This window comes from Microcystis sp. M53603_WE2, assembly GCF_030065435.1.
On the sequence record NZ_JASJFF010000084.1, the window covers coordinates 1 to 9,286 of the forward strand.

Consider the following 9,286-nt stretch of genomic DNA (forward strand, 5'->3'; position numbering starts at 1 on the left):
GACGTGGACACGATCGAAATGATCGCCAGGGACTTCGAGATGACCGTGGAAACCCCCAGCACCCAGTCGGCGGCGATCAAAACCACGGAAATGATCGATGTCTCCGACTTGGAAAGTCTCCAGCGTCGTCCCCCCGTCGTCACCATTATGGGTCACGTTGACCACGGCAAAACCACCCTCCTCGACTCGATCCGCAAAACCAAAGTCGCCCAGGGGGAAGCCGGCGGCATCACCCAGCATATCGGTGCTTACCACGTCGATGTGGAACATAACGGCAAACCAGAACAGATTGTCTTTTTGGATACCCCCGGCCACGAAGCTTTTACCGCTATGCGCGCCCGCGGGGCGAGAGTCACCGATATAGCCGTGCTGGTGGTAGCCGCCGATGACGGCGTACAACCCCAAACGAAAGAGGCAATCAGTCACGCCAGGGCTGCCGAAGTCCCCATCGTGGTGGCGATTAACAAAGTCGATAAACCTTCAGCTAACCCCGACCGGATTAAACAGGAATTGACCGAACAGGGACTGGTGGCCGAAGATTGGGGCGGTGAGACGATCATGGTTCCCGTTAGCGCCCTGCGGGGTGAAAATCTCGATAATCTGCTGGAAATGATCCTCTTGGTGGCAGAAGTGGAGGAATTGGTCGCTAACCCCGATCGCTTGGCGAAGGGAACCGTCATCGAAGCTAACCTCGATCGCACCAAAGGCCCCGTGGCTACCCTGCTCGTCCAGAATGGCACTCTCCGGGTCGGTGATAGCATCGTCGCCGGTTCCGTTTTCGGCAAAATTCGGGCTATGATCGATGATCGCGGTCAAAAAGTCGAAGCGGCCACCCCCTCCTTCGCCGTGGAAATCCTCGGTCTCAGTGATGTGCCGGCCGCTGGCGATGAATTCGATGTCTATGAAAGTGAAAAAGAGGCCCGATCAATTGCCGATCAACGGGCGATCGAACGACGCAACACCCGTTTACAACAGGCCCTCTCCTCCCGTCGCGTTAGCCTTAGCACCCTCTCTATCCAAGCTCAAGAAGGACAACTCAAGGAACTTAATCTCATCCTCAAGGCAGATGTGCAAGGTTCCGTCGAGGCCATCCTCGGTGCGCTCAAACAGTTACCCCAAAACGAAGTGCAGATTCGCGTTCTCCTCGCCTCTCCGGGGGAAATCACCGAAACCGATGTGGATCTGGCCGCCGCTAGTGGTGCGGTGGTGGTGGGCTTTAATACCACCCTTGCCAGTGGTGCGCGCGCATCCGCCGATCGGGAAGGGGTCGATATCCGCGATTACAATATCATCTACAAGCTTCTGGATGATATTCAAGGGGCGATGGAAGGTCTTCTTGACCCCGAAGAAGTGGAAGAACACCTCGGTTTTGCCGAAGTGCGTGCCGTCTTCACCGTCGGCCGTGGGGCCGTGGCGGGCTGTTATGTCCAATCAGGTAAACTGGTGCGGAATCGCTTCCTGCGCGTGCGTCGCGGCAAGGAAATTGTTTATCAGGGAGTTCTCGATTCCCTCAAACGGATGAAGGAAGATGCCCGGGAAGTAGCTACCGGTTTCGAGTGCGGTGTCGGTGTTTCTAAATTCAATGACTGGAAAGAAGGCGACATTATCGAAGCCTACGAAATGGTCATGAAACGTCGCACTTTATCCAGTTAATTAGACTTGAACCGTCGGGAGTCGGGAGTCAGGAGTCGGGAGTCAGGAGTCAGGAGTCAGGAGTCAGGAGGCCGCTTTTTTTTCCCCACTCCCCCACTCCCCCATCTCCCCACTTCATAATTCATAATTCATAATTCCCCCACTCCCCCACTCCCCCATCTCCCCACTTCATAATTCTCATTTCCCTCTATGAAATCAGAACCTTTTTTGTGGATTCATCTGGCAGGGTTAGCGGCTTTGCCAATCTTTTTACAAATCGCTTGGATTGGTTTAGCTGTGGGCGATCCCTTGCCTTTTCTTTGGCTAGAATGGCTATTTCTAGGAGCGATCGCTATCATACCCGTCTTTTGGATGCAGTGGACAAAACCTTTTGATATTTTTAGTCTTTTGTTGGTTGCTCTAAAACCGAGTCAACTCACCCCCGAACAGTTAAAAATTCTCTCTCTTTTTAAACGTCCTCGCCATCGTCTTCTTACTCTTTTGGGAGTCGTCCTCTTAATTCTCATCACTTGGCCAATCTACAATTTTGCCCCTCTAGCGGCTGCCGTGGCCGCCTATCTCCCCCAATGGCGGCTTTTAGGTTTAGTAATCGCTGCGATCGCTCTCCTCTTAAGTCACCTATTTCTACAGGTTCCTCTGAGTGTTCTGGGGGTTTTAGCCACTAAGGAAAGTGACTGGACAGCCACCGAAGCTTTAGTTATTGAGCGCATTCCTGAGTTATTTACCATTGTTGGTCTAAAAGTTAATAAAATTATCTAAATTAGCCAAAATGCCGACAATTTCGGCTAGGAATGCAGGATTGATCGCCCGTTTAAGGGTTGAATATTCCTGGCATTACGGGGAAAAATCGCGGCCAATTGTTGCAGTTGTTGGGGAGAAATTTTGATCGCATTTTGCCAGACTAACCAGAGAACATCCTCGCTACAGGGAGGAGTGGACAAAGACCCCCGATATTCATAAAAATCGCTATTTTCTGGCAGTAAAAGCCCGGCATTGACCCAAGTATCGGGGATAATCATTTCAGGAGAAGGTTCTTGGGGCAAATAAGCCCAAATCGTTTGTAAATAGGGATTAAAAGCGCCGATTTCGGCTAAGATACCCACAACTGCTAAATTTCCTCTCCCATTTCGATGCACTAAATGAATTTCTAGAGGGAAAGACTGACCTTTAATCTGATGTTCGCTGGGATGATGAAAATGAAACTGCAATAAATCCCAGTTTTCGCCGTGAAAACTCATGTTTCCACCTTTTTCGGTCTGAACCAAGATTGTACGACCGTTATGGCGAATTTTTAGGGGTACAGGACGATAATTAAAGGTGGGTTGGTATAGCTCTTTTTCAGTCACTATACTCAGATCGATCGGTGTTTGTTGCTTTCCCGTGGTGCAGAGACGATAATTCCTTGATAATTCGCCCCAATGGTCAATATTTTGATAATTCCAAGCAAATTCTGGATTAATAGCCCCAAAAAGAGCGTGAGAGCCAATAAATTGCAGTAATTCTCGTCTATACATCGTATTAAATCCAGAAATCATCGGATAATTAGGGTTTGCTGAAAAAGTTTTTCGGTGGTGGCAGGGTGTAGGGTGTAGGGTGTAGGGTGTAGGGTGTGGGGTGTGGAGTGTGGGGTGTGGGGTGTGGGGAGAATAAATAAAATAATCTCCTATCTCCTATCTCCTGACTCCTGACTCCTGACTCCTCAAAACCTAAGACTCTGTACCTCACAACTATGGAAATTGCTATAATCGGCTCACATCAGTCTTTAAACATCTAGCTTGATGATCAGTTTTCTGATCAATATCTTTTTGTGGTTCGTGTTAGACTTACTCAAATATCAGTCTAACACAGAACAAAATCACCTCTTCGCCTGTATTGCCTTGTCCTAGTTGTGGTTCTCACCATACCATCAAGAGTGGTTCTATTGATAACGGGAAACCCAAACGTTAATGTTAAGAATGTGGTGGCCAGTTTGTCAGCAATCCCACTACTAAAACTTTATGAACACACCAGAATTAGCCATTGCTACCGTTGGTTTAACCAAACAATTTGACCGCCATGGGGCTGTTAATCAAGTGGATTTACAGATTGAAGCGGGGGAAGTTTGCGGGTTAATCGGTCCAAATGGAGCGGGAAAAACCACTTTAATTAGGATGTTAGCGGCAGCGGAAGAACCGACAACGGGAGAAATATATCTGCACGGAGAACGTCTTTTAAGAGATGAGAGTAATCCCCGTCTCAAAAGAAATTTAGGTTATCTACCCGATAATTTTCCCCTCTACGATGACCTAAATGTCTGGAATTATCTGGATTATTTTGCCCGTCTTTATCATATCCCTCGCTCCCAACGTCATCGCCGCATTTATGAGGTTCTAGAACTGGTACAATTAACCGGTAAAAGCCATAATTTGATCGCTACTTTGTCCCGGGGGATGAAACAACGTTTAAGTTTAGCCCGCACGATTATTCATGAACCTTTAATTTTACTTCTCGATGAACCAGTTTCTGGATTAGACCCGATCGCTCGCCTACAATTTCGTGAGATTATTAAAGTCTTACAATCGGCAGGTATGACTATTTTAATTTCCTCCCATGTCCTTAGTGATTTGGCCGAACTTTGTAGTTCTGTGGGCATCATGGAATTAGGTTATCTAGTGGAAAGCACCTCTTTACAAGAATTAAATCAACGTCTAGCTGGTCAATACTTGCAGATTACGACTCTAGGCAATTTAGAAGCCTTAGAAACTGCTCTTAAACAATGTGTTTTTGTGGAAAGTTGGCAAAGAATTATTCATACTAATACTCTCCGGGTTAAATTTACGGGAACCCTAGAAGATAGTGCCGAATTGTTGAAATCTTTAGTCGTTTCTGGCCTGACCTTAAGCGAGTTTTATACTTGCCGCGAAGATTTAGAAACTATTTTCCTAAAATTGGGACATCGACAGGCATCCTAAGGGGAAATAATAATTTTAAATCTAACCAGATAGTAACTTTTCGACTAATTTAATTTGCTCCTGACTAAAACCAGCTTCCTTCAGATGTGCCAGAAACCATTTTTGTCGATAACGACCGTCTAAATCCCTAGCCTTTTTGTAGGTATCCCGCGCTTTTTTAATATCACCTTGATCTAAATAGACCATTGCCAAAGCCACAAGAGGATGGGGATTATTCGGCTCTAATGTAACTGCTTTTTCAGCGTTAGTAATAGCTGAATTAAAATCTTTTAAGCGATGATAGGCGAGGGACAAATTATAGTAGGCAATTTCATTATCGGGTTTTAAATTAGCGGCTTTAGTATGCGTAACTACGGCCTTTTCAAGATGACCACCGACAAGATAAACAATACCCAAAGCATTATAAGTAGCCACATGATCGGGAGCAATTTTAATCGTTTCTTCGAGGGTTGTTTGTGCCGCTAAAGGTTGTTTAGCTAGGTGTTGTGTCCATCCTAAAATTACTCTCCCGTCTAGATGATTGGGGTTTAACTGTACCGATTTTTTTAAAGCTTCAATACTTTTGACAAAATCTCCCTGTTGACGATACTGTAATCCCAATTGACGATAACGATTAGCAGCTTTAATGTCTGATGCGGAAATAATCGGACTGGGAGAAGGAGGAACAAGCATCTCGGCCGTAGGTTCTTTTTTAAGGGGAGCGGGAGGACTACAGCCCCAAAAAACCGGGGAACTAAAGATGATCGAGATAGTCAGGAGTCGATAACTATTCATGGGACAATTAATATCAGTCCAATTGTTAAGGGTGTCATCAAATTATGAATTATTCCCCTGAATCCGTGCAACGGCTGCTCGATTCCGATGATTATGGCGATCGCTTATCGGGAGTTAATCAACTGCGTTATTTAGCCCCAGAAATCGCCTTCGAGATGTTACAGCCTTTAATTAAGGATAGTAACGCTAGGGTGCGTTATTCGGCGGTAAGTCAGCTAGATATCCTCGGTCGTCAGAATCTTGATCTGGCCTTAACTATTCTACGCGATCGCTTGTTGCATGATCCGGAAGCAGACGTAAAAGCGGCCGCGGCCGATGCGATCGGGGGGTTAAAATTAACGGCAGCCTACGATGATCTGGTGGCCGTCTATCAACAATCCTGCGACTGGTTAATTCAATTTAGCATTGTGGCAGCTTTGGGCGAATTGGGGGAACCCCGGGGCTTTGAACTGCTCGAAATCGCCCTTAACTCTGATAATGAATTGGTAAAAACGGCCGCTGTTAGTGCTTTCGGGGAACTAGGCGACCCTCGCGCCGTCTCTTTACTCGTTCCCTTGGCTAATGATGATGACTGGCAACTGCGCTATCGTCTCGCTCAAGCTTTAGGCCGCTTAGGGGGGCAAGATGCGATCGCTGTTTTGACCCAGTTAACCGGCGACAAAAGCGCCCAAGTCGCCCAAGAAGCCCGCAATAATCTCGTCCAAGGGTGATGCAGAATAGTTGATTTTTGTCAATACCATTTACAATAAACTTTAATTAAGAATCGTTAACAAAGGTAAAGCGATGAAACAATTTACCCGTTTAATCTTGCTCGTCGGTCTTCTCGCGGGGGGCTGTTTCTCTGCCTCAATTGCGATCGCCGATAATCCCGCAGGGGCAATCGTGAGCAAGGATTCACAGGTTAACGAACTACTGCGTCAAGCGCGGCAATTGGTCAAAAATGGCAATTATGGGGAAGCTATAGCCATTTACGAGCGGGCTGCCGCCCTTGATGGCAATAATGCCAAAATTTTCTCTGGGATTGGCTTTTTACAAACGCGGCAAGGGGATTATAACGCCGCCGCCCAAGCATACCAAAAAGCTTTAAGTCTCGATCCGAGTAATCCCGACTTTTTCCATGCTCTCGGTTATAGTTTGGCTAATATCGGTGATTATGACAATGCAGCCACCGCTTACTACTACGCTATCCAAATAGAACCGAAAAACGTCCAACACTACCTCGGTTTAGGGGTGGTGTTATTACGCCAAAAAAACTATGCTAAAGCGGGCGAAGTTTACCAATGGGTTTTAGCTCTCGACCCCAATAATCAGCAAGCCCACGAAATCATGGGTAAAGCCTTGATCGAACAGAATAAAAGCAGCGAAGCCCTCGATTTTCTCCAAAAATCCCTGCAAAGATTCCCTAACAATAGTGAATTAAGATTGCAACTGGCCAGCCTTTTGCTCAAACAGGGCGATTTAAATGGTGGAACCCAAATTTTAAAGGAAATAGAGCGACAAAGTGCAGGAAATTTTTTAATTCAGCTAAAAATAGGGATTTTACTCGAAAAACAAGAGCGTTTTGACGAGGCTCTCCCCTTTTATCGTCGGGCTGTTTTCCTGCAACCCCAATCGTTGGAAGCACAAGCGGGAATCGGTCGCATCCATCTGGCCAGAAAAGATTATCTTGCAGCAATTATCGCCTATCAAGATTTGGCCGAAATTGCCCCCAATAACGCCGATGTCTATCTTAATCTCGGTCGGGCCTACGCGGGCCGGGGACGAAAAAGAGAAGCGGAGGAAGCTTTTAAGCAAGCGCGAGCGGTTTATGTGCTGAAAAATAATCAATCCGGCCTGGAGGAAGTGGATGCCCTGCTGAAGAAATTGGTTGAGTAAAACCAGATCAGTGATCAGTTTTCAGATTTGAGTTTTCAGATTTGAGTTTTCAGATTTGAGTTTTTAGTTCACTGATGCGATCACGGCAAAAAGCTCTTTTCTCCCAACTCTAGCCCAGTCTTAAGGAGTGATTTAGATAGTCAATAGTTTATTCCCAATCGATCGGCAGCCATTGATTATCTAAAACCTGTTCGAGATTAAAAATTATCTGACTGGGTAAACCGCCAGGGGATAAACCCATTTTTTTCCGGACGGCCTCTAAAGCTGTATGGTAGGATGGCTCAAAAATCTCCCGAAGATAGGGCTTTAAACTAGGGCTATCCCCCAGTAAATCTTGAATTTCTGCCCGAAAATTATTGATTTCTCCATTCCAATGATTGCCATTCCGGTCTCTTTCCGATTGCCAGTAAGTTAATTTGAGTAAATGTTCTAGGAGACGAGTTAAAAGACTTTTGAGCGCGTGTCTTTCACTTCTCCCCATCGATTCAATCTCCTCAATTAAGTTGTCTAAATCCACCTCGGCAAACTGGCCTTTTTTTAATTGTTCTGCCGTGGTTTTTAGCCAGAGATAAAAATCTTCTTCGTATAATGTTAGGGTCGCTGTTTCTGTCGCTCTAGTCATGACGGAACTGCCACAGATGAAAAGTAATCGGGATTCTATATTATAGCAATTCTCCCACTTGTGGGGTACAAAGTCTCTCAAGGCTGAGGACTGACGCTCAAAAAGATCGCACTGCATTGATTGAGTGCGATCGCTTTTAGTGATCGATTTTTAAGTAGCGAATTTCTGAGTCAGATTCCTACTTTAATAATTTGCGCGTCAAAGCCGAACCTGCACCCAAAACACCGATGGCAAGTAAGCCTAAGACGGAAGCTGGCTCAGGAACACGCCCTGTATCAGGACGCTGAAGGTAATCTACAGAAAGAGCCTCAATCAAGAAGGTGTCCCCTGGTGTCTTGGGAATCAAGTTGATAGTCGATTTCAGTGTCCCTAGTACCCCATCATAAACTCCAATTGATGAGTTATAGACATTTGAGACGTAAAAATCGGTACCATCGTAGGCAATACCAGTTGCAGCAGCTGGAGCAGTAATGAAAGCTGCTTGCAGGAGATTGCCATTAGTATCGTAAATATCATAGACACCGCAGGCATCGCAGCGGTTGCTAATTAGTTTGCCATTGAAGTACTCCAGACCATCCATATAGTCGGCGAGTAGTATGGGTAAACGTGGCACTATGCCATAGTCAATAATTTTTTCCGTGGTTGGCTGCAGTTGAATTTTGGCTAAACAATGAAACCAAATTTGACTAACTAAAACTATTAAGGCCCCCCATCCTATCCAGAGGACGGCCAAATAAAAGCCCGATAATTCTAAAACAATTGTACTAACTGTGACAATAAAAAAGCGATCGAGGCGAGGATCGCTGATTTTTTGCTGAAATTGGGCAATTTCTGCCAAGTCCACCGCCGCCATGCGTGCCTGTTCCATACACATCCCCAGGATACCTAGGGCAAGAATGGGAGCGGATAGGTTTTCCGGTGGGAAGATTTGGGAGATTATGCCTAAACTAGCCGGAAAAAACAGATGAACGTAGGTTGGGTTGAAGCATGAAACCCAACGCCCGCATGGGTTACGCTACCGCTAACCCATCCTACAAATAATTGTGCCTCCCTACTTAGGGCAAGAATAGCAGCGGATAGGTTTTCTGGTGAAAAGATTTGGGAGATTATGCCTAAACTAGCCGGAAAAAACAGTAAAAAAAAGGATCGTTCGTCTCATCTATTCGGGGTGGGGTCAGATTAAGATAAGAAATGCTCTTGACTTGATCATTTCTGTAATGTCTTGTTTGCCTCCTTTTCAAAATGCTCTCCTTCTTACCCAAGCTTTAACCCATCGTTCCTATGTCAATGAACAGTCGGAATTGACGGAAAATAACGAGCGCCTAGAATTTTTGGGCGATGCGATTTTGGCTTTTTTGGTGGGCGAACTATTGTATCAAAAATATCCCGCCATGAACGAGGCCGAATTAAC

The 9,286-nt window shown here is 45.8% G+C and carries 11 protein-coding genes and 2 pseudogenes; 7 read left to right on the forward strand and 6 right to left on the reverse strand.

Annotated elements, in window-relative coordinates; translation table 11 throughout:
- On the forward strand, positions 1-1,653 hold a 1,653-nt coding region (gene infB, locus PX481_RS01940), incomplete at its 5' end, for a translation initiation factor IF-2 (RefSeq protein ID WP_288093415.1).
- Positions 1,654-1,842: 189 nt separating this feature from the next.
- On the forward strand, positions 1,843-2,412 hold the full coding sequence (locus PX481_RS01945; RefSeq protein WP_004159551.1) for a low-complexity tail membrane protein: 570 nt from the start codon (positions 1,843-1,845) through the stop codon (positions 2,410-2,412).
- 26 nt (positions 2,413-2,438) lie between these two features.
- Here the strand turns inward: PX481_RS01945 and PX481_RS01950 are convergent, their stop codons facing one another.
- The gene (locus PX481_RS01950) at positions 2,439-3,167 is read right to left on the reverse strand and encodes a carbonic anhydrase (protein WP_288093419.1); all 729 of its coding nucleotides are present in this window, start codon (positions 3,165-3,167) and stop codon (positions 2,439-2,441) included.
- Positions 3,168-3,195: 28 nt separating this feature from the next.
- Positions 3,196-3,378 (reverse strand): hypothetical protein, encoded by a 183-nt coding sequence (locus PX481_RS01955; protein ID WP_071825090.1) that lies wholly within the window; start codon positions 3,376-3,378, stop codon positions 3,196-3,198.
- A gap of 56 nt (positions 3,379-3,434) precedes the next feature.
- Between PX481_RS01955 and PX481_RS01960 the strand changes: the two are divergent.
- Positions 3,435-3,597 (forward strand): annotated as a pseudogene (locus PX481_RS01960) (ISNCY family transposase); the annotation flags it as partial.
- A 53-nt stretch (positions 3,598-3,650) separates the two neighbouring features.
- Positions 3,651-4,604: an ABC transporter ATP-binding protein gene (locus PX481_RS01965; RefSeq protein ID WP_288093421.1), complete on the forward strand. Its 954-nt coding sequence runs from the start codon at positions 3,651-3,653 to the stop codon at positions 4,602-4,604.
- A gap of 21 nt (positions 4,605-4,625) precedes the next feature.
- On the opposite strand, the gene PX481_RS01970 is transcribed toward PX481_RS01965, so the two are convergent.
- Positions 4,626-5,378, reverse strand: a complete 753-nt coding sequence (locus PX481_RS01970) for a tetratricopeptide repeat protein (protein ID WP_288093423.1) — start codon at positions 5,376-5,378, stop codon at positions 4,626-4,628.
- Positions 5,379-5,422: 44 nt separating this feature from the next.
- Here PX481_RS01970 and nblB point away from each other — a divergent pair, with 44 nt between their 5' ends.
- Positions 5,423-6,088: a phycobilisome degradation protein NblB gene (gene nblB, locus PX481_RS01975; RefSeq protein ID WP_004159561.1), complete on the forward strand. Its 666-nt coding sequence runs from the start codon at positions 5,423-5,425 to the stop codon at positions 6,086-6,088.
- Positions 6,089-6,161: 73 nt separating this feature from the next.
- Entirely contained in the window at positions 6,162-7,253 is a 1,092-nt protein-coding gene (locus PX481_RS01980) for a tetratricopeptide repeat protein (RefSeq protein WP_288027264.1), read from the forward strand.
- Positions 7,254-7,401: 148 nt separating this feature from the next.
- On the opposite strand, the gene PX481_RS01985 is transcribed toward PX481_RS01980, so the two are convergent.
- The 3 genes and pseudogenes from PX481_RS01985 to PX481_RS29550 form a co-directional block, all read right to left on the reverse strand.
- Positions 7,402-7,875, reverse strand: coding sequence for a DUF29 domain-containing protein (locus PX481_RS01985; protein ID WP_288093426.1), 474 nt, complete (start codon positions 7,873-7,875; stop codon positions 7,402-7,404).
- Positions 7,876-8,053: 178 nt separating this feature from the next.
- Positions 8,054-8,455, reverse strand: a complete 402-nt coding sequence (locus PX481_RS30010) for a PEP-CTERM sorting domain-containing protein (protein WP_308417983.1) — start codon at positions 8,453-8,455, stop codon at positions 8,054-8,056.
- A gap of 3 nt (positions 8,456-8,458) precedes the next feature.
- A pseudogene (locus PX481_RS29550) lies at positions 8,459-8,749 on the reverse strand (PEP-CTERM sorting domain-containing protein); the annotation flags it as partial.
- A 343-nt stretch (positions 8,750-9,092) separates the two neighbouring features.
- Here PX481_RS29550 and PX481_RS01995 point away from each other — a divergent pair.
- Positions 9,093-9,286: ribonuclease III domain-containing protein (locus PX481_RS01995; protein WP_288093428.1), on the forward strand; the 194-nt coding region annotated here is incomplete at its 3' end.